The organism is Parahaliea mediterranea, assembly GCF_003402235.1.
In the GTDB taxonomy this organism is placed as follows: Bacteria; Pseudomonadota; Gammaproteobacteria; order Pseudomonadales; family Halieaceae; genus Parahaliea; species Parahaliea mediterranea.
Genome location: NZ_QEWO01000009.1, coordinates 1 through 23,188, shown reverse-complemented (window position 1 = coordinate 23,188; position 23,188 = coordinate 1). Strand labels below are relative to the sequence as shown.

The 23,188-nt window shown below is 65.0% G+C and carries 21 protein-coding genes; 11 read left to right on the top strand and 10 right to left on the bottom strand.

The features are described 5' to 3' along the window. Positions 1 to 17 precede the first annotated feature (17 nt). Together DDZ17_RS20570 and DDZ17_RS20565 are read left to right on the top strand one after the other, a co-directional pair. Positions 18 to 470 (top strand): copper chaperone PCu(A)C, encoded by a 453-nt coding sequence (locus tag DDZ17_RS20570; protein ID WP_157976772.1) that lies wholly within the window; start codon positions 18 to 20, stop codon positions 468 to 470. Between the two features lie 104 nt (positions 471 to 574). Continuing rightward, positions 575 to 1,633: a DUF2333 family protein gene (locus DDZ17_RS20565; protein WP_116368920.1), complete on the top strand. Its 1,059-nt coding sequence runs from the start codon at positions 575 to 577 to the stop codon at positions 1,631 to 1,633. A 24-nt stretch (positions 1,634 to 1,657) separates the two neighbouring features. On the opposite strand, the gene DDZ17_RS20560 is transcribed toward DDZ17_RS20565, so the two are convergent. Then, positions 1,658 to 2,002, bottom strand: a complete 345-nt coding sequence (locus tag DDZ17_RS20560) for a pentapeptide repeat-containing protein (RefSeq protein WP_116368999.1) — start codon at positions 2,000 to 2,002, stop codon at positions 1,658 to 1,660. A gap of 196 nt (positions 2,003 to 2,198) precedes the next feature. Here DDZ17_RS20560 and DDZ17_RS20555 point away from each other — a divergent pair, with 196 nt between their 5' ends. Continuing rightward, positions 2,199 to 4,544 (top strand): DNA polymerase II, encoded by a 2,346-nt coding sequence (locus DDZ17_RS20555; protein ID WP_116368918.1) that lies wholly within the window; start codon positions 2,199 to 2,201, stop codon positions 4,542 to 4,544. Here DDZ17_RS20555 and DDZ17_RS20550 read toward each other — a convergent pair whose 3' ends face one another. Then, positions 4,545 to 5,546 carry an adenosine kinase gene (locus DDZ17_RS20550; RefSeq protein ID WP_116368916.1) on the bottom strand — a complete coding sequence of 334 codons (1,002 nt, stop codon included), beginning with the start codon at positions 5,544 to 5,546 and terminating at the stop codon, positions 4,545 to 4,547. An 89-nt stretch (positions 5,547 to 5,635) separates the two neighbouring features. Here DDZ17_RS20550 and mrcB point away from each other — a divergent pair, with 89 nt between their 5' ends. Together mrcB and DDZ17_RS20540 are read left to right on the top strand one after the other, a co-directional pair. Next, entirely contained in the window at positions 5,636 to 7,891 is a 2,256-nt protein-coding gene (gene mrcB / locus DDZ17_RS20545; protein ID WP_116368914.1) for a penicillin-binding protein 1B, read from the top strand. Beyond that, positions 7,891 to 8,355, top strand: coding sequence for a tetratricopeptide repeat protein (locus tag DDZ17_RS20540; RefSeq protein WP_116368913.1), 465 nt, complete (start codon positions 7,891 to 7,893; stop codon positions 8,353 to 8,355). The genes mrcB and DDZ17_RS20540 overlap by 1 nt, the downstream gene beginning before the upstream one ends. An 8-nt stretch (positions 8,356 to 8,363) precedes the next feature. On the opposite strand, the gene DDZ17_RS20535 is transcribed toward DDZ17_RS20540, so the two are convergent. After that, positions 8,364 to 9,842 (bottom strand): ATP-binding cassette domain-containing protein, encoded by a 1,479-nt coding sequence (locus DDZ17_RS20535; protein ID WP_116368911.1) that lies wholly within the window; start codon positions 9,840 to 9,842, stop codon positions 8,364 to 8,366. A 95-nt stretch (positions 9,843 to 9,937) separates the two neighbouring features. Here DDZ17_RS20535 and DDZ17_RS20530 point away from each other — a divergent pair, with 95 nt between their 5' ends. After that, a complete protein-coding gene (locus DDZ17_RS20530; RefSeq protein ID WP_241505982.1) occupies positions 9,938 to 10,534 on the top strand; it encodes an NUDIX hydrolase in 597 nt (198 codons plus the stop codon). Between the two features lie 4 nt (positions 10,535 to 10,538). Here the strand turns inward: DDZ17_RS20530 and DDZ17_RS20525 are convergent, their stop codons facing one another. From DDZ17_RS20525 to DDZ17_RS20505, 5 genes are all read right to left on the bottom strand, one after another. Further along, on the bottom strand, positions 10,539 to 11,273 hold the full coding sequence (locus DDZ17_RS20525) for a delta-aminolevulinic acid dehydratase (protein ID WP_193940641.1): 735 nt from the start codon (positions 11,271 to 11,273) through the stop codon (positions 10,539 to 10,541). 4 nt (positions 11,274 to 11,277) lie between these two features. Next, on the bottom strand, positions 11,278 to 12,285 hold the full coding sequence (gene hemB, locus DDZ17_RS20520; RefSeq protein ID WP_116368907.1) for a porphobilinogen synthase: 1,008 nt from the start codon (positions 12,283 to 12,285) through the stop codon (positions 11,278 to 11,280). A gap of 14 nt (positions 12,286 to 12,299) precedes the next feature. Then, positions 12,300 to 13,580, bottom strand: coding sequence for a glutamate-1-semialdehyde 2,1-aminomutase (hemL, locus tag DDZ17_RS20515; RefSeq protein WP_116368905.1), 1,281 nt, complete (start codon positions 13,578 to 13,580; stop codon positions 12,300 to 12,302). 180 nt (positions 13,581 to 13,760) lie between these two features. After that, positions 13,761 to 14,180, bottom strand: a complete 420-nt coding sequence (locus DDZ17_RS20510) for a CopD family protein (protein WP_116368904.1) — start codon at positions 14,178 to 14,180, stop codon at positions 13,761 to 13,763. Positions 14,181 to 14,190: 10 nt separating this feature from the next. Further along, on the bottom strand, positions 14,191 to 15,915 hold the full coding sequence (locus tag DDZ17_RS20505) for a chloride channel protein (RefSeq protein ID WP_241505981.1): 1,725 nt from the start codon (positions 15,913 to 15,915) through the stop codon (positions 14,191 to 14,193). Positions 15,916 to 16,037: 122 nt separating this feature from the next. On the opposite strand from DDZ17_RS20505, the gene argC reads away from it, so the two are divergent. From argC to erpA, 4 genes are all read left to right on the top strand, one after another. Then, positions 16,038 to 17,075 (top strand): N-acetyl-gamma-glutamyl-phosphate reductase, encoded by a 1,038-nt coding sequence (argC, locus tag DDZ17_RS20500; protein WP_116368903.1) that lies wholly within the window; start codon positions 16,038 to 16,040, stop codon positions 17,073 to 17,075. Between the two features lie 44 nt (positions 17,076 to 17,119). Further along, positions 17,120 to 17,809: a DUF6776 family protein gene (locus DDZ17_RS20495; protein WP_116368902.1), complete on the top strand. Its 690-nt coding sequence runs from the start codon at positions 17,120 to 17,122 to the stop codon at positions 17,807 to 17,809. Further along, the gene (locus DDZ17_RS20490) at positions 17,796 to 18,242 is read left to right on the top strand and encodes a bactofilin family protein (RefSeq protein WP_241505980.1); all 447 of its coding nucleotides are present in this window, start codon (positions 17,796 to 17,798) and stop codon (positions 18,240 to 18,242) included. Before DDZ17_RS20495 ends, DDZ17_RS20490 begins: the two co-directional genes overlap by 14 nt. An 81-nt stretch (positions 18,243 to 18,323) precedes the next feature. Then, entirely contained in the window at positions 18,324 to 18,677 is a 354-nt protein-coding gene (gene erpA, locus DDZ17_RS20485) for an iron-sulfur cluster insertion protein ErpA (RefSeq protein WP_116368899.1), read from the top strand. Here erpA and DDZ17_RS20480 read toward each other — a convergent pair. Together DDZ17_RS20480 and DDZ17_RS20475 are read right to left on the bottom strand one after the other, a co-directional pair. Next, complete coding sequence (locus tag DDZ17_RS20480; protein ID WP_116368897.1) at positions 18,670 to 19,815, bottom strand: anhydro-N-acetylmuramic acid kinase; 1,146 nt, start codon at positions 19,813 to 19,815, stop codon at positions 18,670 to 18,672. The genes erpA and DDZ17_RS20480 overlap by 8 nt on opposite strands. An 8-nt stretch (positions 19,816 to 19,823) precedes the next feature. Further along, positions 19,824 to 21,314: a peptidoglycan DD-metalloendopeptidase family protein gene (locus tag DDZ17_RS20475; RefSeq protein ID WP_116368895.1), complete on the bottom strand. Its 1,491-nt coding sequence runs from the start codon at positions 21,312 to 21,314 to the stop codon at positions 19,824 to 19,826. A gap of 159 nt (positions 21,315 to 21,473) precedes the next feature. Here DDZ17_RS20475 and tyrS point away from each other — a divergent pair, with 159 nt between their 5' ends. Continuing rightward, a complete protein-coding gene (tyrS, locus tag DDZ17_RS20470) occupies positions 21,474 to 22,769 on the top strand; it encodes a tyrosine--tRNA ligase (RefSeq protein WP_116368893.1) in 1,296 nt (431 codons plus the stop codon). The last annotated feature ends 419 nt before the right edge of the window (positions 22,770 to 23,188 follow it).

Genomic DNA, 23,188 nt, shown 5'->3' with positions numbered 1-23,188 from the left:
GGATAGGAGAGAATCAGGTGCGAGTTTTGCCCGCGATGACAGCTGCCGCCCTGCTGGTGCTGGGCGCAGCACAGGCCGAGGCCCAACTGGCAATCAGCGATGCCTGGGTGCGCGCCCTGCCACCGGTGCAGCGCAATACCGCCGCCTACCTGCAGCTGCACAACAGCGGCGACAGTCCGTTGACGCTCACCGGCGGCAGCAGCCCCATAGCAGAGCGGGTGGAACTGCACAGCAGCCAGGCCGAGGATGGCATGATGCGCATGCGCCAGCTTGAGGCGGTGACCCTGGCCCCCGGCGAGCGCCTGCAATTGGCGCCCGGTGGCGTACACTTGATGCTGCTGGGGCTGGAACGCATGCCGGCGGAGGGCGAACGTGTGAGCCTGTGCCTGAACCTGGCCGCTGGCGGGCAGGCCTGCACCGAGGCGCAGGTCCGCCGCCAGGCGGGGGGTGATCACAGTCATCACCATTGATGGCCCTTGGTATGGCAATTTTTTAACGCGTTCCTTTATACAGTTTTTAGTAACGCCTTATTTTTTAGTACTTTCGAAGTGACAGGCAGGGAGCAACGGGACTGATGAACCAACCCAACCCCACAGTAAAACCCACCGTCGGCGAGCGGCTGCAGGACTGGCGCGACGGTTTCCGCGACGGCAAATGGTGGCGCTGGCCCCTGCGCATCCTGCTGTTGTACCTGGTGCTCGCCGCGCTGGTGGGGCTGTACTGGAGCATGGCGCCCGGGCCCTTTGATGTGAAAGCCAAGGCGGCAGAACTGGCCGCGGCGCAGAACGGGCGGGTGGTGACTGGCTCCGCCACCACTGCGGCCCTGATTGGCGTGATGGAAACCCTGCTCGACAAGCCGGGCGGCTACCTGCGCAACGACCGCTTTCCTCCGGGGGTGTGGCTGGACAACATCCCCAACTGGGAATATGGCGCGCTGATCCAGGTGCGCGACCTGGCGCGGGCCATGCGCGAAGTACACAGCCGCTCCCAGTCCCAGTCCACCGAAGACAGGGACCTGGCCGAAGCCGAGCCGCGCTTTAACTTCAGCGCCAACAGCTGGATGCTGCCGGCCTCGGAAACCGAGTACAAGGCCGGGGTTAAGTACGTGCGTAGCTACCTGCAGCGCCTGTCCGACGACGACGCCTCCGACGCCCAGTTTTATGCCCGTGCCGATAACCTGCGCTACTGGCTGAACACCGTCGACACCCGCCTTGGCAGCCTGTCGCAGCGCCTCAGTGCCAGCGTTGGCCAGCGTAGGCTGAACACTGACCTGGCCGGTGACGACAGCGCGCGCCAGTCCACCAGCAGCCCCGACGAGATGGTGGTGCAGACGCCCTGGACAGAAATTGACGATGTGTTTTTTGAGGCGCGCGGCACCGCCTGGGCGCTGATTCACTTCCTCAAGGCGGCGGAAGTTGACTTTGCCGATGTGCTGGAGAAAAAGAACGCGCGGGTCAGCCTGCAGCAGATTATCCGTGAACTGGAGGCCACCCAGGACACCGTGTGGAGCCCCATGGTATTGAACGGCACCGGCTTTGGTGTGCTGGCCAACCATTCACTGGTGATGGCCAATTACCTGAGCCGCGCCAACGCCGCCATCATCGATCTGCGGGATTTGCTGGCCCAGGGCTGAACGGCGCCTTGGGGCAGGGCTGGCTCAGCGGCGGTCGTAGCGCAGGCGGGTGCCGGTGTCCAGGGACAGGCGAATTTCGGTGGCGCTGATTTCCTCGGGGAAATAGGTGCCGGAGAGCTTGGCGTCCAGCAGGCTGGCGCCTTCGATATTGGTTTCGCGAAAGTCGATGCCGGACAGGTCGGCATTGCGGAAGTAGGAATTGCTGAAATCCAGCCCCCGGGCATTCATGTTGCGCAGGTCGCGGCCGCGGTAGTCGCCGCTTTTCAGCTCGCTGGTGTCCAGCTTGTCACGCTGCTCGTTGAAGCCCTTGATGTCCTCGTTGCGCAGCAGTTGGTATAAAGGGTCTTGCTTGATTACAGGCTTGCTCATCGATTCATCATCCATTGCTCGGCGCGCTTGCGCCACTGGCTGGCCGTCCCTGGAGTGGCTCCGGCAGGCCGCCGGCGGCGCTGTGATAGGTGACGCCAGAGCATAGCACAGGCCGTTGTGGCCGGTGGTTCAAGTAGGCGGCGTGTTGTGCAGCGCTGCGGTTATCGCTCCGTATAAAACAGCCTCCGAGGTATCTTTGTCCGTAAACGCCCGAGAAGGTTTCCTGCTCACCCGCGATTGGCGCGACGGCACCAAAGGCCTGGAGCTGGAATACTGGTTTGCCACTGCCGCCGGCCCCCTGCAGGTGCGCATTGGCGGCGAGCGCAGCGTGTTTTTTCTGGCGGCGGATGAGGCCGAGCGGGCGCAGGCGCTGCTGGCGGCCAGCGGGGCCGAGTGCCGCCCCCTGGCGCTGCGCACCTTCAACATGGCGCCGGTGGTGGGGGTGTACAGCACCTCCCACCGGGCGGCCCGGGGGCTGGCCGATCGCCTGCGCGAGTTGGGCTGCGACCCGCTGGAGGCGGACATCAACCCCGCGGACCGCTACCTGATGGAGCGCTTTATCCGCGGCGGTGCCCGCGTGGAGGGAGCGCTGCACCAGGGCGTTGCGCACAATCCTGTCTTGAAGCCCAGCGACTGCCGGCCGCCGCTGGCGGTGATGTCATTTGATATTGAAACCGCCATGCAGGGCATCGAGCTTTACTCCATCGGCGTGCACGCCCTGCGTGATGGGGTGGCCACGCGTCGGGTATTCATGCGCGGTGCAGGCGCTACCGCAGACTACGTGGTAACCGTGGACAGCGAGCGCGGCCTGCTGCTGGCCTTTCTGGACTTTGTTGTCGCCTACGACCCGGATGTGCTGATTGGCTGGAACGTCATCAACTTTGATACCTGGTATCTGCAGCGGGTGGCGGACAAGTACGGTTTGCGCCTGAACCTGGGGCGCGAGGGCCGAGCGGTGCACTGGCGCGAGCTGGACGAAGAGGGCGAGCGTCGCACCGCGCGCCTGCCGGGGCGGGTGCTGCTGGATGGCATCGACCTGCTGCGGGCGGCTTTCTATCGCTTCGAGAGCTTCTCGCTCAACCACGTGGCGGGGGAGATTCTCGGCGCTGCCAAGCTGCTGCAGGGGGGCGACCGGGGCGAGGAAATCGGCCGCCTGTTTCGCGAGGACAAGACAGCCCTGGCGGCCTACAACCTGAAGGACTGCGAACTGGTGTCGGACATTTTCGCCGCCACCAGCCTGCTGGACTTTGCCCTGGCCCGCAGCGCCATGACCGGCCTTAACATCGACCGCCTTGGCGGCTCGGTTGCCTCCTTCGACAACCTCTACCTACCGCGTCTGCACCGGGCCGGTTTTGTGGCCCCCAACGCCAGCCGCGAACTGCTCGCCAGCCCCGGTGGCTATGTGCTGGATTCCGAGCCCGGCATCTACGACCACGTGCTGGTGTTGGACTTTAAAAGCCTGTACCCCAGCATTATTCGCACTTTTTGCATTGACCCCATGGGGCTGGCGCTGGGGGTGAGTGGCGAGCTGGACGCCGACGCCACGGTGCCGGGCTTTCTGGCGGCGCGCTTTGCCAGGCACGGCGCCATCCTGCCGGCGCTGATCGGCGAGTTGTGGCAGCTGCGGGATGCCGCCAAGGCCGCCGCCGATGCGCCCCTGTCCCAGGCCATCAAGATCATTATGAACTCCTTCTACGGGGTGCTCGGCTCCACTGGCTGTCGCTTTTTTGATGCGCGGCTGGCCAGCTCCATCACCCGCCGCGGCCACGAGATACTCAAGCGCAGCCGCGATCGCATAGAAGCGCTGGGGCACCGGGTGATCTACGGCGATACCGATTCGGTATTTGTGTGGGTGCAGAGCGCCACTTCCAGTGCCGAGGCCCAGGCCGCCGGGCGCGCCCTGCAAGTGGAGCTGAACCGCTGGTGGCGCCAGCGCATTGCCGAAGAATTTGGCCTGGAGTGCGCGCTGGAGCTGGAGTTTGAAACCCACTACCGGCGCTTTCTCATGCCCACCGTGCGCGGCTCCGACAAGGGCAGTAAAAAGCGCTACGCCGGCGTGGTGGAAGGCCCCGATGGTGACCGGCTGGTGTTCAAGGGCCTGGAGAACGTGCGCACCGACTGGACCCGCCTGGCGCGGGATTTTCAGCAGGAGCTGTACCGCCGGGTGTTTGCCGGCGAGCCCTTTGCGCACTACGTCAAACAGCAGGTGGAGGCGCTACGCGCCGGCCGGTGTGATGCCGAGCTGGTGTATCGCAAACGCCTGCGGCGCCCGCTGGCGGACTACGCGCGCAATGTGCCGCCCCATGTGCAGGCGGCGCGGCTGTATGAGGCGCGGGGCTTAAACCGGCCCTCCCGGGGGAGCTGGGTGGAGTACGTAATCACCCAGGGTGGGGCGGAGCCTGCGGCGGCGCCGGCGGCAGCGCTGGATTACCAGCACTATGTCGACCGCCAATTGCAGCCGGTGGCCGATGGCATCCTGCTGTTTGTCGGCACCTCTTTTGCGGAGCTGGTGGACCAGCAGATCGACCTGTTCGCGCTTTGATCAGGCGCTGAAGAAGGCGTCCCGCAGGGCCGGGTAGTCCGCCGCCGGCAGCCGTGGGCCGTAGTGGGTGACCACCTTGCCCGCCGCCAGGCTGGCGAACTCGGCGGCGCGGGCGTAGCTTTCGCCGCGGCCCAGGGCGTACAGGAAAGCCCCGGCAAACATATCGCCGGCGCCGTTGGTATCCACCGCCTTCACCTTGATTGAGGCCACTTCACTGCGGGTTTCGCCATCAAAGGTGATGGCGCCATCGGCGCCCCGGGTGATGACAAAGCTGCGGGCCACGTCCTTGAGGGCGGTGATCGCCGCCTCCAGGTCAGTGGTCTGGGCCCAGCCCTTGGCCTCTTCCTCGTTGCAGAAAATCAGGTCCAGCTGGGTGCCGATAATCGCCTGCATGCCGTCGCGGAAGAATTCCACCATGCCCGGGTCAGAGAAGCTGAGCGCGGTTTTTACCCCGGCGGCCTCGGCCAGTTCCCGGGCGCGCACGGCGGCGGCGCGGCCGGTGGGGGAGGTAACCAGGTAGCCCTCGATGTACAGGTACTCGGAATCGGCAATGGCCGCCGGGTCCAGCTGTTGTACGCTGAGGGTTTCCGAAATGCCGAGGAAGGTGTTCATGCTGCGCTCGGCATCCGGGGAAATGAGCACCAGGCATTTGCCGGTGGTGCCGGGTTCGCGGCCGTTTTTTAGGCAGTGGTCCACCCCGGCGGCTTCCAGGTCGGCGATGTAGATATCGCCGTAGGCGTCGTCGGACACTTTGCAGGACATGAAGGTCGGGCCGCCGAACTGGGCGGTGGCAATCATCGAATTGCCGGCGCTGCCGCCACTGGCGTGGCCGGCGTGCACCAGGTGATCCTGCAGGTGCTCAAGCAGTTGCGCCTGGCGGGCCTCGTCCACCAGCGTCATCAGGGCCTTTTCCACGCCCATGCGCGCCAGGTCGCTGTCCTCCACCTGGATTTCCGTGTCCACCAGTGCGGCGCCGATGCCATAGGCCCAGTACTTCTTCATGCTTTCTGCCTTTTTCCCCGGAAAAGAAGCCCGCTATTATCCCCATCCTCATGCCAATTGAAAGGCGCCCTGTTGTACACTCGCACCCCATGCCGAAAACCCGCCGCCCCCTGCTGAAAGTCCTGATTACCCTGCTGGTCCTGTTTGGGCTGGTGATGGTGTACCTGGATGCCAAAATCACCTCCACCTTCACCGACAAGATGTGGGAATTGCCCGCCAAGGTGTACGCCCGGCCGCTGGAGCTGTTTGTGGGGGCGCCGGTGGCCACCGACGACCTGGCCTACGAGCTGGAGGTGCTGGGCTATCGCAAGGTGGCACGCCTGAACAACCCGGGGCAGGTGAGCCGGGCCGGCAACCGCTTCGACATTTACACACGCGGCTTCGACTTCCCCGGCGAGCGGGAATCGCCGCAGCGGGTGCGGGTGGATATCGGTGGCGGCCGGGTGGTGAGCCTGCGCGGTGGCGGGGCCAATATTGACCTGATGCGCCTGGACCCGGTCCAGATAGGCGGCATCTACCCCTCCCACGGCGAAGACCGCATTCTGGTGCGCCTGGACGATGTGCCGGAGAGCCTGCGCATGGGGCTGCTGGCGGTGGAAGACCAGAACTTCTACGACCACTGGGGCTTTTCCATTACCGGCATTCTGCGGGCGGCCTTCAGCAACCTGCGTTCGGGCGCGGTGGTGGCCGGCGGCAGCACCATCACCCAGCAGCTGGTGAAGAACTACTACCTGACGCCCGAGCGCACCTACATCCGCAAGCTCACCGAGCTGTTGATGGCGGTGTTGCTGGATTTGCACTACGACAAAGACCAGATCCTCGAAAGCTATATCAACGAGGTGTACCTGGGCCAGGAAGGCCCGCGGGCCATCCACGGCCTGGCACTGGCGGCGCGGCACTATTTTGACACCCCGCTGGAGCAGCTCGGTTTGCACCAGCAGGCGCTGCTGATCGGCATGATCAAGGGGCCGTCGCTCTACAACCCCCTGCGCAACCCCGAGCGCGCCCGCGAGCGGCGTAACCTGGTGCTGGATGTGATGGCCGAGCAGCAGGTGATCTCCCCGGAGCAGGCCACCGTGGCCCAGGCCATGCCCCTTGGCCTGAATAACAACCAGCGCATTCGCGATAGCTTCCCCGCCTACCTCGACCTGGTGCGCCGGCAGCTGCGACAGGAGTACCGGGAAGAGGATCTCACCACCCTGGGCCTCAGCATTTTTACCGCCTTTGACCCGATTCTGCAGCGCCAGGTGGAGCGCTCCACCGGCGAGGTGCTGAAGCAACTCAAGAACGGCGACGAGCTGGAATCAGCCACCGTGGTGACCCGCTTTGACACCGGCGAAGTGGCGGCGGTGGTGGGCGGACGTGAGGTGCGCTATGCCGGCTTCAACCGCGCCCTGGACGCCCGGCGCCCGGCCGGGTCCCTGCTTAAGCCGGCGGTTTACCTCACCGCGCTGGAGCAGCCCCAGCGCTACACCCTGGCCACCCCCCTGTCGGATACCGAGCTGCAGGTGGCCGGCCCCAACAATTCCGTGTGGGAGCCGCGCAATTTCGACCGCCAGGCGCACGGCGATGTGCTGCTGCACCGGGCCCTGGCCAACTCCTACAACCTGGCCACCGCCCGCCTGGGAATGGAGCTGGGGCTGGAGCACGTGGTGGATATGCTGCGCCGGCTGGGCATTGAAGGGGAGATTCCCGAGGTGCCCGCCCTGACCCTTGGCGCCGGCGCCTACACCCCGATGGACATGGCGGCCATGTACCAGAGCATAGCCGCCGGCGGCTTCCGTATGCCGCTGCGCAGCATTCGCGACATTGTCGATGCCAACGGCGAGGCCCTGCGCCGCTACCCGCTGGAGTACGACCGCACGGTGGGCCTGCAGGCCGTGCACCTGCTGCACTACGCCCTGCGCGAAGTGGTGCGCGAGGGCACCGGCCGCGGTGTGTACCGCTACCTGCCCGAGGATTTTGCCGTGGCGGGCAAAACCGGCACCACCAACGACGGGCGCGACTCCTGGTTTGCCGGCTTCTCCGGCGACCTGCTGGCGGTGACCTGGATCGGCCGCGACGACAACGGCGGCACCGGGCTCACCGGCAGCTCCGGCGCGCTGAAAATCTGGGCGCACTTCATGGCCCGCGCCAGCGAGCGTTCGCTGGCCTATCGCATGCCCGATGGCATGGCGCCGTTCTGGATTGACGACAGCAACGGCATGCTGACCGGCGAGGGTTGCCCGGATGCCCGCATGATGCCCTTTATTGAACACTCGGAGCCGCGCAAACGCACCAACTGCGCCTCCCGTAGCAGTGGAATCAAAGACTGGTTCCAGTCCCTCTTTGGTGGAGAAAACTAATGAACGTCCGCTCCTTCAGCCGGCAGTTGCTGCTGGCCAGCCTGTGCCTGTGGCTTGGCGCCTGCTCCATCTACAGCACCCCCGGGCGCCAGCCGGCGCCGGTTGAGACCCGCCCGGCACCGGAGCCTGGCGCACCGGCGCCCGGCCAGCCCTCTACCCAGCCCCCCACCCCGCCGGCGCAGCCGAGCCAGCCCCGCCCGCCGGAGCCCAATGCCAGCAATGCCTACGGCCCGCTGCTGGCGCGGGCAGAGCAGGCCTCTGCAGGTGGGGATTACGAGCAGGCGCTGGCGCTGCTGGAGCGCGCCCAGCGCATTGACCCGGACAGTGCCGAGGTCTATCTGGCCCTGGCCAGAACCTACGCCGCCAAGGGCGATACCAGCCAGGCCCGGGCCACCGCCGAGCGCGGCTTGCTGTACTGCCACGGCGGCAGTGAGTGCGGCCAGTTGCGCGCACTCGCCCAGTAGGGTCGCATTCAGTCGCGGTTGTCGCAGCGCACGCGATAGCCCTCGCCAGCGGGCTCAAAGGTCAGGAACTGGTTGATGCAGCGCGGCGTATCGCCCGCGCTGTGGCTGACAAAAATAATGCGGGTGTCGCTGTCGCCGGCGATATGGTCAATCGCCCGCAGCATCAGTGCGCGGTGGTGGCTGTCCAGGCCCAGGGTGGGCTCGTCAAGAATGAGGATGGCCGGCGACTTCACCATGGCCCGCGCCAGCAGCACCATGCGCTGCAGCCCGAAGGACAGGGCGTCGAAGCGCTCGCGCACATAGTTTTGCATCCCCAGGGCCCGCAGCCAGTGCTCGGCCCGGTGGCGCTGCTGGTCGCCATAGTCGTCGTACAGGCCGAGGCTGTCGAAAAAACCGGAAATCACCACGTCCAGCACGCCCATGCGCTGCTTGAAGTTGAGCTGCAGCTGGGTGTCCAGCAAACCGTATTTCTGCTTGATGTCCCACACGCTTTCGCCGGAGCCCCGGCGCAGGCCGAACAGGGTGATGTCCTGGCCATAGGCCTTGTGGTTGTCACCGGTGATGAGGCTGAGCAGGGTGGTTTTGCCACAGCCGTTGGGTCCGGCAATGCAGCAGTGCTGGTGCCGCTCGAACACCCAGTCGAGACCTTCCAGCACCGTGGTGTCGCCGTAGCGCACCGCCACATTGTGCAGGGCCAGCAGGGGGCCATGCGAGGGCAGGGTATAGGGCCGCTCGGCCACCGGGGGCAGCTCCCCCAGCGGCGGCAGCGGCGGGTTCATCAGCTGTTGCACGGCGGCATTGGCCTGCACCGCCTGCCGCGGGCCGCTGGCAAGTATCTGGCCCTCGTTCAGCACCAGCAGGTGGGTAATGCCCACGGGGATGTCCGCCAGGCTGCGGCACAGCAGTAGCAGCGGCAGGCCGGATGAGAGCAGCTCGTCAATGACCAGCGCCAGCTCGGCCTGGGCGCTGGCGTCCAGGCCATCCAGGGGGCTGTCCAGAATCAGCAGGCCGGGTTCGCTGAGGATGGCCGCCAGCAGCAGGGTCTTGCGCATCTCGCCGGTGGAGATGTAGCGCAGGCCGCGCTGGAGGATATGGCCCATGCGCAGGCGTTCTACCCAGTGCAAAAACGCGTCGTGCGGCGGCTGTTTGCCGAGGATGAAGTCCTGCACCCGGGTGCCGGGGTCGCTGGCGTCGGCGCGAAACTCCGAGTCATCGAGTTTTTTGTCCCGCTCGCACAGGGCCCGCGCCTGTTCAAAGCAGACATAGGCCACGCCCTTTTGTTGCAGGGTGCCACCGCGCTCGCAGGTGCCGGCGTATTGGCTGGTCTGTCCGCTGAGCACCCGGGCAAGGCTGGTTTTGCCGGCGCCATTGGGGCCGATGCAGGCCCACTGCTGGCCGGGTTCTATGCGCCAGTCCAGTTCGTGCAACACCGGCAGGGCGCGGTAGACAAGGCTGAGTTGGCGCAGCGAGAGCAGGGCTGAGTTCATTGGGCTGTCCTGGGGCGGCGCCGGTGCGCCGCGGGCTTGTTTCGCGAAGGGGCGGCTGGCTTAATCCGTTGGCCAGCAACGGAAATGGACGCCCCGTGTCGACACCCTCGTTACAGCGCATTGAAAACCGCCTGCAGCATCACCGGCCGCGCCGCAAATTCCTACGGCGCTTTATGCAGCGCTCGGCAGTGGCCATGATCCTCGGCCAGCACCAGGGTGGGCCGCATATTCTAATGATCAAGCGCGCGGAACGGAAAGGGGACCCGTGGTCCGGCCACATGGCCTTTCCGGGCGGGCGTATGGATCCGGTGGATGCCCACGGTTTTGCCGTGGCCAACCGCGAAACGGAAGAGGAAGTGGGCGTGCGCCTGGCCGACTGCGCGCGCTATATCGGCCGCCTGTCGGATATTCGCGCCCGGCCCCGCTGGGGCGTGCTGGGTTTGGCGGTCAGCCCCTTTGTCTTTCGCCTGGAGCAGGAGGTGGACTTTACGCCCAACTACGAGGTGGCGGAGGTGGTCTGGGTGCCGCTGGCCCTGTTGCTGAATGCCGACAACCGGCAGACCATGGTGTGGGAGCGCGGGCGGTTGAAGCTGACGCTGCCCTGCTACTTTTACGAGGGTCGGCGCATCTGGGGGCTGTCGCTGATGATGCTGGATGAACTGCTGGGGCTGAAGGCGCGCGAGCGGCGCTAGGGGCTCAGTCGCCGTTTTGTTCTTCGCGCGCGTGGGCGTTTTCCTGCACGTCTTCTGGGGCGGTCTCTTGGGCAGTCTCCTGGGCAGCGGGTGCAGCAGGCGACTCGGCGTCGTCCGGCCCATAGCGCAGGAAGGAGCGGGTATCCAGTTTGAGGTCGCGCAGGGTCGGGTCTTCCTGGCTGGCGGCGAGCAGGGCCTCGGCCGCCACTTCGCCGCGCACAAAGGCGGCCACCAGGTCGAGCATCACTGGCGTCATATCCACTTCCCGCGACCAGCGCGGGGCATCCACCAGGTTGCCAGTCACCCAGTCGCCGGTGCGGCTGAGCCAGTAGCCGCCGCAGGCAGAGAGCTGGTAGTCGCCAATACGGCCGTAGCTGACATTGGGGGTATGGGGGTTAAAGCCGCCGGGCACATCCTCGGTAATGGCGTGCAGCGCCATGACCCACTGGCTGCCGATGGGGAAGGCCTCCACCTCGGGGCGGCAGTAGTCGCCGGTCTTCAGCCATACGCGCACTTCCTTGCTGCCGTCACCGCCGCGCAGTTCGCGATCCACGTAGACGTCAATGGAGTTGCCGCGGGTGGCAATCACGGTGCCGCTCAGCACCAGGTCGGTGTCGCCCTGCACCTCGTCGAAGCTGCCCTGCCACAGGCAGCTGCACTCGGCCCGGGCCGCAGGCACAAAGGCCACCGGGGCAAAGGCCAGTGCCAGCAGGGCGGTGACAGCGGCGGCGCGGGTCATGGGCTTACTGTAAAGCCCGCGCCGCTTCCAGCGCAAAATAGGTGAGGATGCCGTCGCAGCCGGCGCGTTTGAAGGCGAGCAGGGATTCCAGCATCACCGGTTCCCTGGCCAGCCAGCCGTTCTCGAAGGCCGCCACGTGCATGGCGTATTCGCCGCTGACCTGGTAGGCGAAAGTGGGGGCCTTTAGCTCCTGCTTGACCCGCTGGACAATGTCCAGATAGGGCATGCCGGGCTTGACCATGATCATGTCGGCGCCCTCGGCGAGGTCCAGCGCGCATTCGTGCAGGGCCTCGTCGCTGTTGGCCGGATCCATCTGGTAACTGTATTTATTGCCGCCCTTGATATTGCCGGCGGAGCCCACCGCGTCGCGGAAGGGCCCGTAATAGCTGGAGGCGTATTTGGCGGCGTAGGCCATGATCAGGGTGTTCAAATGGCCTTCGGCCTCCAGCGCGCTGCGAATGGCGCCAATGCGCCCGTCCATCATGTCCGATGGTGCAACAACGTCCGCCCCGGCAGCGGCGTGGGAGAGGGCCTGCTGCACCAGTGCCTGGCTGGTGACATCGTTCAGTACGTAGCCGCTGTCGTCGATGATGCCGTCCTGGCCGTGGGTGGTGTAGGGATCCAGGGCCACGTCGGTAATGATGCCCAGCTCCGGCAGTGCGTCTTTCAGTGTGGCCACGGTGCGCTGCACCAGCCCGTCCGGGCGCCAGGCCTCGCTGGCGTCCAGGCTCTTGCGCTCGGCGCCCACCACCGGGAACAGGGCCAGGGCGGGAATGCCCAGGCTCGCCGCTTCCCGGGCCTGGGTCAGCAGCAGGTCAATGCTCAAACGTTCCACACCCGGCATGGAGGGCACCGCTTCGCGCTGGCCTTCACCTTCCAGTACAAACACCGGCAGGATCAGGTCCGCCGGGCTCAGGCGGTGCTCGCGCACCAAATCGCGCGAGAAGGCGCTGGCGCGCAGGCGGCGCAGGCGGGTAGTGGGAAAGGGGCCACGGGCGGTGGAGAAGGGCATGGCGGGTATCCTGTTCAGAGGCTGGCGAAGGCGCTGCGAGCAGCGGTGAGGGTGGCGTCAATGTCGGCATCGGTGTGCGCCGCCGACAAAAAGCCCGCTTCATAGGAGGCCGGCGCCAGGTACACTCCCGCCGCCAGCATGGCGTGGAAGAAGCGGTTGAAGGCGCCGGTGTCGCAGGCCATCACCTGCTGGTAGTTGCTCACCGAGGGCTCGTCGGTGAAAAAGCCGCCGAACATGGTGCCGGCATGGTTGGTGGTAAAGGCCACGCCGGCGTCCCGGGCTGCTGCTTCCAGCCCCGCGCAGAGCTGGCGGGTGCGCTCAAACAGCGGTGGGTAAAAGTCGGGCTCGGCGATCAGGTCCAGGGTGGCCAGCCCCGCCGCCATGCACACCGGGTTGCCCGACAGGGTACCCGCCTGGTAGACCGGCCCCAGCGGTGCGATGTGCTCCATGATGGCGCGCTTGCCGCCAAAGGCGCCCACCGGCATGCCGCCGCCGATCACCTTGCCCAACGTGGTGAGGTCCGCCTCGATGCCGTAATAGCCCTGGGCGCCCTGCAGGCCAAAGCGAAACCCGGTCATCACTTCATCCAGAATCAACACGGCGCCGTGGGCGGTGCACTGTTCGCGCAGGGCCTGCAGAAAACCGGGCGCCGGGGGAATGCAATTCATATTGCCCGCCACGGGCTCCACGATAACGCAGGCCACGCTATCGCCGTACTCGGCAAAGGCGTGTGTGAAGGCGTCGATATCGTTGTAGGCCAGCGTCATCGTGTGGTCCGCCAGTGCCGCCGGTACGCCCGGTGAACTGGGCACCCCCAGAGTCAGCGCCCCGGAGCCGGCCTTCACCAGCAGCGAATCCGAATGGCCGTGGTAGCAACCCTCGAACTTGATGATCCTGTCCCGCCCGGTGTAACCCCGGGCCAGGCGAATGGCGCTCATGGTGGCCTCTGTGCCGGAGTTCACCATACGCACCAGGTCCATGCCCGGCATGATCGCGCACAGCCTATCCGCCAGCTGTGTTTCCAGCTCGGTCGGGGCGCCAAAGCTCAGTCCCTTCTCGCACTGTTTTACCACCGCCTCGCGCACTGATGGGTGGTTGTGGCCCACCAGCATCGGGCCCCAGGACAGCACGTAGTCGATGTAGCGCTTGCCCGCTGCGTCAAATACGTAGGCGCCCTCGCTGCGTTCGATAAACACCGGGGTGCCGCCCACGGCTTTGAAGGCGCGTACCGGTGAATTCACACCGCCGGGGATGTGGGCCTGGGCTTGCTGGAAGAGTTGTTCGGAGCTGGTCATGGGTATCCTGGGCTGGCTGGTTTCAGAGCGGGTATGCCGTGCGGTTGAGGCGGCGGAGCCGACGCTTGCGCCTGGCACTTGCGATGCTCAGTTGCCACGGTCAACGGCGACAGTCCCGCGCCGGCCGGCAACCTCGAGTTCGCGATTATCCGGGCTAAGGCGGCCAATTTCTAGCAAGGGCTAGAAGGGTTTGAGCACCGCCAGCAAGACGATGCCAAACAGGAACAGCACCGGCACCTCGTTAAAAAAGCGGTAAAACACGTGGGATCGTGCGTCCGTGTCATCGTTCACCGCCTTCACATAGCGCCCACACTGCACATGGTAGCCCACCAGAAAGGCCACGCCCGCCAGTTTCAGCCACAGCCACTTGGCCTGCAGATAGTAGTCGTGATTCATGCCGATCATGGCCAGCCCGAACGCAATGGCCAATACCATGAACGGGGTGACAAAGCGGTACAGGCGCCGCGCCATGATGGCCAGTTGTGCGCGCGCCTGGGGGCTGTCGCTGGCGGCGAAATACACCAGAATGCGCGGCAGGTAGAACAGGCCGGCAAACCAGCAGACCACAAAAATAATGTGCAAGGCCTTCAGCCACAGCATGGTGTATTCCCTACAGGTTGGAGAGCGTAAAGCGCTCGATGCTCTCGCGCGTAACAACGCCCCGCAACACGCGATGGCCGCCGGCGTTGCGGCCGTAAACGCACACCGCCTCCACCGTGCGCTCCTTGATGCGGTCCATCGCCTGGCGCAGCGTGGCCTGCACCGGAACGGGCGCTATGGACCAGCGGCGCAGATCCAGGTCCGACAGGTTGAGGGGCTCCTCTATCTCGCCGATCTCCAGCAGCTTTTCTGCCAGTTCGGCACCGCGCAGCAGGAACAGGTCCTCCCCGTCGCGGGTTACCACGCACCAGGTGGGGGTGGCATTGAGCAGCATGGGGCGGCGGGCCGGGTCCAGGTTGACGGAAATTTTCACCACACTCACCTCCATGTTCGAGGTGACGTCGGTGCGGTGCAGGAGCTGGTTGAGGGGGTCGTCGGGCACCGCTCGTAGCAACTGCCGCAGCACCACCTGGTGGGCGGCGCGGTGGTGAAACAGGCCATTGTTGATCAGGTTGGCGGCGATGATCGCCAGCAGGGCCGGCATCGCCACCCCGGCGCTCTGGGTGAGTTCGATCACCGCCAGCACGGCCGCCAGGGGGGCATTCAGCACGGCGCCCATGCAGGCGGCCATGCCGATGGTGATATACAGCGTGTGCTCCGACGCCAGCTCCGGGGCATAGGTATGCCCGATCATGCCGAGCGCCCCGCCAATGCAGGCGCCAATCAGCAGGTTGGGGCCAATCAGCCCTATAGGCATGCCCATGCCGCAACTCACCCCCGTGGCCACCAGCTTGCAAACCGCCAGGGTTGCCAGCAACTGCAGGGTCAGGTTGCCCTGCAGCGCCTCCTCGAGTGTGTCGTAGCCGATGCCGAGCACCTCCGGCACCAGCAACGCCAGGGCGCCCGTGAGACAGCCTGCCAGGGTAAAGCGCAGGGCCACCGGCCAGCGGGCGGCGCGGGCGGTGAGCTGGCTGAGCTGGATAAACGCGGTGACCGCCAGGCCGCAAATAACCCCCAGCAGAATGATGTAGGGCATTTCCCACAGGGAGTTCAGTTCCACTGCGGGAACGCTGAACATCACCGCCCCGCCGCCGAGTTGGCGGGCAATGGCAGAGGCCGACACCGCTGCCAGCATGACCGGGATAAAACCCACCACGGTGTACTCGGCGACAATCACCTCCATGGCGAAAATCACACCCGCCAGGGGCGTATTGAAGGCGGCGGCAATGCCGCCGGCGGTGCCGCAGGCAATCAGCACCCGCAGGCTGTTGTTGGGCAGCCCCAGCCGCTGCCCCAACAGGCTGTTGGCGGCTGCGCCCAGGTGCACCCCCGGCCCCTCGCGGCCCCCGGACTGCCCCGTGGCCAGCGCAAAGGCACCGCCGACAAACTGCACCAGGGCATTGCGCAGGGGCAGTACGCCATAATCGCTGTGCATGCGGTGCAGCACGTGGACGATGCCGGTTTCGCGATCCTCGAACCGCAGCCACCAGAAGCCCAGGCCCAGCACCAGTGCGCCGGCGGCGGGCAGGGCAAAGCGCTGCCATTGCGGCAGGGCTTCAAAACCCTCGCCACCGCCGTGGACTCCCCACAGCACCGCCAGCTCCGCGATGGCTGTTTCGAAGGCCATCACCACCAGCCCCGAGGCCAGCCCACCTACGATGCCGAGCACGGCATAGGCCACCACCGAGTGGTAGTTGGTGAGGTAGCGGCGATAGCTGTCCAGCAGTTTGTACAAGGGGTGCTGTCCCGGGCAAAAACCGAATATTACCAGTTAAATCGCCCCCTATTGCTTTTATACTGTTGCGCCGCTGCGGGCGGGTATTGGCAGCGGCAGTTCAAACAGGAGGTTTAGGCATTATGGCAAGAATCGGCATTGTAGGCGGCACCGGTTATACCGGCGTGGAGTTGCTGCGTTTACTGGCATTGCACGACGACGTGGAGGTGGTGGCCATTACCTCCCGGGCCGAAGCCGGCCGCCGTGTGGACGAGCTGTTTCCGAACCTGCGTGGCCGCTATGACCTGGCCTTCTCCGAACCGGACGTGGCGCTGCTGGCCGGCTGCGACCTGGTGTTTTTTGCCACACCCCACAATGTGGCCATGAACCTGGTGCCCGAACTGCTGCAGGCGGGTACCCGGGTGGTGGATCTGTCGGCGGATTACCGCATTCGCGATGCCGAGCTCTGGTCGCGCTGGTACGGCGAACCCCATGCCAGCCCGCAACTGCTGCCGGAGGTGGTCTACGGCCTGCCCGAACGCTTTCGCAGCGAGATTGCCGATGCCCGTCTGGTGGCCTGCCCCGGCTGTTATCCCACCGCGATCCAGCTGGGCTTTATCCCCCTGCTGGAGGCGGGCCTGGTTGACCCTGCCCACCTTATCGCCAGCGCCGCCAGCGGGGCCAGCGGCGCCGGCCGGCAGGCAAAAATCGACAACCTGCTGAGTGAAGTGTCCGGCAGCTTCAAGGCCTATGGTGTTAGCGGGCACCGCCACCTGCCGGAGATCGAGCAGGGCCTGGTAGATGTGCAGGGTGGCCCGGTGTCACTGACCTTTGTGCCCCACCTGCTGCCTATGGTGCGGGGTATCCACGCCACCCTGTTCGCCCGCCTGACAGGTGACGCCGACCTGCCTGCATTGCAGGCTTTGTTCGAGCAGCGGTACCGGAGCGAGCCCTTTGTCGATGTGCTGCCGACGGGGATGTACCCCCAGACGCGCACTGTCAAGGGTGCCAACCAATGCCAGATTTCGCTGGCCCTGCCCCAGGAGCGCGACACGGTGGTGGTCATGTCCACCATCGACAACCTGGTGAAGGGCGCCTCGGGCCAAGCGGTGCAGAACATGAACATTATGCTGGGCTTGCCTGAGCACCGCGGCCTTACCCAGGTGGGGCTGCTGCCCTGAACGGCCCCCGCTATGGCAAGGCGGCCCGCATCCGGCGCCGCCGGGTGTTGGTGGTTGTGCTGCTGCTGGTGGCCGCTGCGCTGCTGGGTTTGGGCGCACTGCTCGGCCAGCAGGCAGCCTATCGCGGCATGGGTATCGACCCGGATCAGTACCGGCAATGGCGCCGCGCCTACCCGGCGGCCCAGGCTGAAATTCGCGCCCTGCAGGAACAGGTGGCGGCCGCCCGCACCCGCCACGAGGTGGATCGCTCGGCGCTGGAACTGGTGCGCAAGGATCTCGCCGCCCAGCAGGAACAGATCGCCGACCTGGACGAGGGCCTGCGTTTTTATCGCAGCCTGATGGCGCCCGGTGAAATCGCCCAGGGCTTCAGCCTGCGCGGGGTGGAGTTGACCGCGCTGGATACGCCCGGACACTACGCCTATCGCATCATCGCCCAGCAGGAGGCGCGCAAGCACGACAGCCTGCGTGGCGAACTGTCGGTGACTGTTCTGGGCCTCGAAGACGGCCAGCCACTGAGTTACCCCCTGTCGGCCCTGAGCGATGATGTCGACGACGCCGGCATTGACCTGCGCTTTCGCTACTTTCAGGTTGTGGAGGGCGAGATGGTACTGCCCGAGGGCTTTCAGCCCCTGTCACTGGATGTTCAGGCCACCATCACCCAGCCGCGCAAGCTGGATTTGCGGGAAAACCATCCCTGGCAGGTGCAGGAGCGATTCACCCGTGTGGCGAAGTAAAACGTCCGCCGCCACCACACTGGTATCGCGGGATACCGAGATTGTGGGCGATATCCACTTCGGCGGCACGCTCGATATCGAGGGCATCGTGCGTGGCAATATCCTCGCCCGGCCGGAGGGCGAGGCCCTGGTGCGGGTGATTGACGGCGGCTGCGTTGTGGGTGAAATCAGGGCGCCGGTAGTGATGGTCAACGGCGAGGTGCGCGGCAACGTCTACGCCGCCCTGCACATCGAACTCGCCCCCCGCGCCCGGGTCAGCGGCGATGTGTACTACGCCGTCATGGAGATGGCGGCGGGCTGTGAAGTCAACGGCCAGCTGGTACACAGTGCGGCGCCAGCGGTGGTAACCCATGCACAGGCCGCGCCGGAGGCCCTTCGGCAGGCGGATGTCCCGGCGGCCGTGCTGGCGAATGTGCTGGCTAAAGTTGACTGATTTACTGGGTCTTACGATAATCTGCGGTTGATCGCCCTTTATTTTCCAGCCCGAGCTGCCCCGGGGCAGCGGAAGTGACCCATGTCTGTAGCCGAAGCCTTCAATCCCGCCAGCCTCAACCTGTCGCCGCGCGCCGTCGCCAAGGTGCAGGAATTGGTCGAAGAGGAGGAAAACCCCAGCCTCAAGCTGCGTGTCTATATTACGGGCGGCGGATGCTCCGGCTTCCAGTATGGCTTTACCTTCGAGGAAGAGGCGGCCGAGGATGACACGGCCATCGAGCGCGATGGTGTCACGGTGCTGGTGGACCCTATGAGTTTTCAGTACCTGGCGGGGGCGGAAGTGGATTACAGCGAGGGGCTTGAGGGCTCGCGCTTTGTGATCAACAACCCCAATGCCGCCACCACCTGCGGCTGCGGCGCGTCGTTCTCTATTTGATGCCTATCGCGCCAGCGGCGGGATAGATTCCCCCCAGCACCACGTCCCTGTTGGCGCCGGTCACCGCCGGCACATTCCCGGCCAGCCCTCCCAGGGTGCGCCACGCCAGCCAGGCAAAGGCTGCCGCCTCCACCCATTCCGGATCGATACCCAGCGCCGCGGTGGTGTCCAGCCGAGCCGGAGACAGGCGCCGGTAGAGGCGCCGCATCAGGTCCGTGTTGCGGGCGCCGCCGCCGCACACGTACACCTCATCCAGCGGGCCGGCTTCCCGGGCAATACTCTCGGCAATCGAGGCGGCGGTAAATTCCGCCAGCGTGCTCTGTACCGCCTGGGGCTCGGGGCTGTGGGGCAGCTGCTGCAGTTGCTGGTCCAGCCAGGCGAGATTGAAGGCCTCCTTGCCGGTACTGCGTGGTCCGGTGCGCGCCAGAAAATCGTGCGCCAGTAGCTGCGCGAGCAGCACGCTGTCCACCTCACCCTCGGCAGCCCACTGGCCATCGCGATCATAGGGTCTGCCCTGATGGCGCTGCACCCAATGGTCGAGCAGGGTGTTGCCGGGGCCGGTATCAAAGCCACGCACACCGCCAGCCCCGTCCAGTAGGCTGGCATTGGCGATGCCGCCGATGTTGAGGATTACCCGGCTCAGGCCCTGTGCCGCGAAGGCCGCGGCGTGAAAGGCCGGTGCCAGCGGGGCGCCCTCGCCGCCAGTGGCAATGTCCCGGCGCCGGAAATCGGCAACCGTTGTAATGCCGGTGCGCTCGGCAATGGTGTTCGGGTCGCCTATCTGCAGCGTAAAACCGTATTCCGGGGGGCGGTGCACAGAGGGCGGCAGGTGGCGGATGGTCTGCCCGTGGGAGCCAATGGCCCTGATGTCCTCGGCCCGGTGGCCGCTTTGCTCAAGCAGCGCCAGCGTCGCGCTCGCGAACAGTTCACCCAGTTCCCTGTCCAGCGCGCCCATGCGCTCAATTTCGTTGTCGCCCCTCTGGCTGATGGCAGTTATGCGGCGCCGGGTGTCATCGGCAATGGGGTGCTCGCAGGTGGCCAGCAGCTCAACACCTGCCGGGGTGATGCGGGTCAGTGCGCAGTCGATACCATCGACACTGGTGCCCGACATCAGCCCGATAAAGAGCGGGTCGGGCACCGGAGCGTTCAGCGCTGGCCAGCGTCGGCGCTGGCCTGGTTGAGGGCGAGCCGGTTGCCGGACTGCAATGAGGCCAGCTGCTGGGCAGCGGGGGCAATGGACTGCTGGAAGGCCGCCATTTCGGAAGACGGCAGGGTTTTTGCCTTGGGCAGTTCCTTGTGGATGGTGCGCGGGTTGCGGTGTACCCCGTCCACCAGGAATTCATAGTGCAGGTGCGGGCCGGTGGCGGCGCCGGTACTGCCCACGGTGCCGATAACGTCGCTCTGTGCCACGCGCTGCCCCTGCTTCACATGTTTCTTGTGCAGGTGCAGGTACTTGGTGACATAGCGGTCGCCGTGCTGGATAAACACGTAGTTCCCGTTGGGGCGGCTGTAGCCCGCCTTGATGACCCGGCCATCCCCGGCAGCAAACACCGGCGTGCCCGTGGGGGCCGCGTAATCGGTGCCGCGATGGGGGCGGGTGGTCTTGTAGATGGGGTGCAGGCGCTTCATGTTGAAGTTGGAGCTGATGCGGGTGAAGTCCACCGGCGCCATCAGGAAGGCCTTGCGCATGCTCACGCCATCGGCGTTGTAATAGCTCACATCGCCGTCGCTGTCCTGGTAGCGATAGGCGGTGAAGGTTTCGCCCTGGTTGGTGAACGAGGCGGCGATAATGTCGCCGTCGCGGTACTTCTCGCCATCCAGGTAGTGCTCCTCGTACACCACGTGGATGGTGTCGCCCTTGCGTGGGTCCAGCACGAAATCGATGACGCCGCCGAAAATGTTGGCCAGCTCGAGAATTTTCATCTGCGATAGCCCCATGTCCTGCCCGGCCATGAAAAGTGAGGAGGTGATCTCCCCGCTGGCCCAGGATTCACGGATCTCCGGCTGACGAATGACACGCTCGGCACTGTACAGGCCGTCATCACCACGCTGGTAGGTGACGGTCTCCAGCGGCGAGATAACATGCTTCACGCCGGCAAGGCTGCCATCGCTCGCGGCCAGAAAGGCAACGGTTTGCCCGGGGTAGATGCGCGACAGCGCCTTGCCCTGGGGGGACGCGTAGACCACCTGGTGAACATCGCCATTGTCGTAGCCGGCGCGCTTGAAGATCAAAGAGAGGTTGTCGCCGGCGCGCACGGTCTCTTCTTTCCAATCGGGTGCAGGAGGGACTGGCGGCTCGGCTGCGGCGAGTTCCTCGGGCGGTGCTTCTGCCGGCAGTGAGACGCTGTCCAGCGGGGGCGTAATGTCGTTACTGGACGCCGGCGTGGCAGGGGAAGGCGCCGCAGTGGCGCTGAGAATGCGCTCCACCGCCTGTTCGGCACTGTCAGTTTCCAGGGCGGCTTCGCGGTTGGCTTTTACCGAGCCGCCTGGTGCCAGGCCGGCCGTAATCGCCACACCGGCGGTCAGGATGGCGACCGCCACGAAATGCTTGTGGTGCCCCAGCGCCTGCTGAGCGCCGGCCACCGTGCCGTTCGCAGTATTAGCAGTTGCCCCTCGCGGCTTCGCGTGTTTCGTCATATCCCCGATCTTATGGTCACTCCCAATGCCGGCCAGTATATTGAAATTCAGCTGGAATCAACAGTTCCGGTATTATTCGGGTTCACTCATTTAGGGGTGTGGTGTAAGGTTTTCGGCCTTTTTTCCTTCACACAAGCAATTCCTGTCGAGAGAAGACCCATGAGCAGCGCATTATTGGCGGACCTCCGCGCCCGCGGACTGGTATTTCAGGTAGCCGGAGAAGACGAGCTTCCGGCCTGGCTGGACGGTGGTTCGCGCACGCTCTATTGCGGTTTTGACCCCACCGCCGACAGCCTGCATATCGGCTCGCTGGTGCCTCTTCTAATGCTGCGCCGTTTCCAGGATGCCGGTCATCGCCCCCTGGCGCTGGTGGGTGGCGCCACAGGGCTGATTGGTGACCCCAGCTTCAAGGCGCAGGAGCGGCAGTTGAACACCCCGGATGTGGTGGCCGGCTGGGTCGAAAAGCTGAAGGCCCAGGTTTCCCGCTTTATTGATTTCGAGGCCGGTGAGCGCAGCGCCGAAGTAGTGAACAACCTGGACTGGACCGCGGGCATGGATGTGCTGAGCTTCCTGCGGGACGTCGGCAAGCACTTCTCCGTCAATGCGATGATCCAGAAAGAGTCAGTGAAGCAGCGCCTCGAACGCGAAGGCGCCGGCCTGAGCTACACCGAGTTCACTTACATGATCCTACAGTCCTACGACTTTTCCGAGTTGAACCGGCGCCACAACTGCAGCCTTCAGATAGGTGGCTCGGACCAGTGGGGCAACATTACCGGCGGCATTGACCTCACACGGCGCGTCAACGGCGAGAAAGTCTTTGGCCTGACCATGCCCCTGATTACCAAGGCAGACGGTACCAAGTTCGGCAAGACCGAGTCAGGCACCATCTGGCTGGATGCGCGGCGCACCTCGCCCTATGCCTTCTACCAGTTCTGGCTTGGCACCGCCGATGCGGATGTCTATCGCTTCCTCAAGTACTTCACTTTCCTGCCGGTTGTGGAAATCGACGCCCTTGAGCAGGCCGACGCCGAGCGTTCCGGGCGCCCGGAGGCCCAGGCTGTGCTGGCTCGCGAGGTGACACGCCTGGTGCATGGCGACGAGGGTCTCAGCGCAGCGCAGCGGATAACCGAGGCGCTGTTCAGTGGGGAACTCGGTGCACTGTCGGCGGAAGACTTTGCCCAGTTGCGCCAGGATGGCCTGCCGGCCAGCACCCTGTCGCTGTCGGCATTGCCGGATACCCTCACCCAGTTGCTGACCGAGGCGGGTATGGCGGCGTCAGGCAAGCAGGTAAAGGATGCGCTGGGGCGAAACGCCGTGCTGGTTAATAACGCGGCTGTGGGCTGGGATGCGAACGCCGAGCCAGCGCGCGTGTTCTGTGCCGAGAGCGCGCTGTTCGGGCGCTACTTCCTGGTTCGCCTGGGTAAAAAGAAGTACCACCTTTTCGAGTTGGGCTGAGCGGCCTGGCGGTAGTTTTTTGCGCGCTCGCGGGGCTGTCGAAAATTATTTTCACAAAGTGCTTGCGCATCAAAATTCCGCTGCGTATAGTGCGCCTCCCTTCGACGAGGACGGGACGCAAAATCCTCCCGAAGGGCACCTGGAAACTGATTCAGTTTCAATAGCTTAGGCTAAAAAGGTGAAGTGATCGCGAAGGCAGCGATTGATGCAAAAAATTGCAAAAAACAGTTGCCAACGAAACATCGATCCTTATAATACGCGTCCTCAGTCAGGGAGAGCAGCCAAGCGGCTAGCAGCGAAAGCGACCTGATTGACACCCTGAATCCTGGCGATCAGGGGTTGCTTAACAAATAGACGAAGACAGATGTGTGGGCACTTGTTGAGGTGATAGCTACGACTATTATCAGACACAAGTGACT

Bases quoted from the DNA above. Each gene is read 5' to 3' on its own strand.
- DDZ17_RS20550 (WP_116368916.1), bottom strand. From the start codon at position 5,546: ATGAAGAAGTACTGGGCCTATGGCATCGGCGCCGCACTGGTGGACACG.
- DDZ17_RS20535 (WP_116368911.1), bottom strand. From the start codon at position 9,842: ATGAACTCAGCCCTGCTCTCGCTGCGCCAACTCAGCCTTGTCTACCGC.
- argC (WP_116368903.1), top strand. From the start codon at position 16,038: ATGGCAAGAATCGGCATTGTAGGCGGCACCGGTTATACCGGCGTGGAG.
- DDZ17_RS20475 (WP_116368895.1), bottom strand. From the start codon at position 21,314: ATGACGAAACACGCGAAGCCGCGAGGGGCAACTGCTAATACTGCGAAC.
- hemL (WP_116368905.1), bottom strand. From the start codon at position 13,580: ATGACCAGCTCCGAACAACTCTTCCAGCAAGCCCAGGCCCACATCCCC.
- DDZ17_RS20525 (WP_193940641.1), bottom strand. From the start codon at position 11,273: ATGACCCGCGCCGCCGCTGTCACCGCCCTGCTGGCACTGGCCTTTGCC.
- DDZ17_RS20560 (WP_116368999.1), bottom strand. From the start codon at position 2,002: ATGAGCAAGCCTGTAATCAAGCAAGACCCTTTATACCAACTGCTGCGC.
- DDZ17_RS20540 (WP_116368913.1), top strand. From the start codon at position 7,891: ATGAACGTCCGCTCCTTCAGCCGGCAGTTGCTGCTGGCCAGCCTGTGC.
- mrcB (WP_116368914.1), top strand. From the start codon at position 5,636: ATGCCGAAAACCCGCCGCCCCCTGCTGAAAGTCCTGATTACCCTGCTG.
- DDZ17_RS20510 (WP_116368904.1), bottom strand. From the start codon at position 14,180: ATGCTGTGGCTGAAGGCCTTGCACATTATTTTTGTGGTCTGCTGGTTT.
- hemB (WP_116368907.1), bottom strand. From the start codon at position 12,285: ATGCCCTTCTCCACCGCCCGTGGCCCCTTTCCCACTACCCGCCTGCGC.
- erpA (WP_116368899.1), top strand. From the start codon at position 18,324: ATGTCTGTAGCCGAAGCCTTCAATCCCGCCAGCCTCAACCTGTCGCCG.
- DDZ17_RS20565 (WP_116368920.1), top strand. From the start codon at position 575: ATGAACCAACCCAACCCCACAGTAAAACCCACCGTCGGCGAGCGGCTG.
- tyrS (WP_116368893.1), top strand. From the start codon at position 21,474: ATGAGCAGCGCATTATTGGCGGACCTCCGCGCCCGCGGACTGGTATTT.